The organism is Kitasatospora putterlickiae (assembly GCF_039527695.1).
In the GTDB taxonomy this organism is placed as follows: Bacteria; Actinomycetota; Actinomycetes; order Streptomycetales; family Streptomycetaceae; genus Kitasatospora; species Kitasatospora putterlickiae.
In genome coordinates this window covers 8,388-8,937 of the sequence record NZ_BAAAKJ010000106.1, presented here as the reverse complement: position 1 = coordinate 8,937, position 550 = coordinate 8,388, and the positions used below count along the sequence as shown (strand labels likewise).

The window sequence follows — 550 nt, the reverse complement described above, 5'->3', positions numbered from 1 at the left end:
AAGGGCTACACCCGCGCCCACCCCGAGGTCACCCGCCGCCACCACCCCGACCAGCAGCGCCGCCGCCAGCGCCGCCACCACCGTGGCCGGCACCGACCACGGGCCGCGCGGGCCACGCGGACCGCCGCGACCCGCGGCCGCCCGGCCCAGCAGCAACCCCGGCACCACGCCCGCCAGCGCCGGCAGCGCGTACACCACCAGCCGCCAGCCACCCTCACCCGGCTCCGGGAGCAGCGCGAACAACGGGAACTCCGGCACCGGCCCCAGCACCGTCCGCGCCGGCGACACCACCGTCCCCTCCCCCGCCGCGAACCCCGGCCCGAGCGCGTACGCCGCACCCCACAGCACCGCGTTCGGCAGCAGCACCAGAGTCACCAGCAACGCCCCCAGCACCGCCGCCGGCCCGCCCGCGAACACCTCCGGCGCACCACTCGCGGACACCGCGGCCAGCACCGCCGCCCCCGCCACCACCAGTCCGCCGGCCGCCAACAGCCCCGCCCCGGCCGCCGTCGCCGCCACCCGCACCGCCCCCCCTCCCCCCGTCGGCCGG

1 protein-coding gene is annotated in these 550 nt (G+C 80.7%); it reads right to left on the bottom strand.

What is annotated here, in order from left to right:
* A partial coding sequence (locus ABD308_RS11280; protein ID WP_344331838.1) for a cell division protein PerM occupies nucleotides 1-525 on the bottom strand: 525 nt, incomplete at its 3' end.
* Nucleotides 526-550 lie beyond the last annotated feature (25 nt).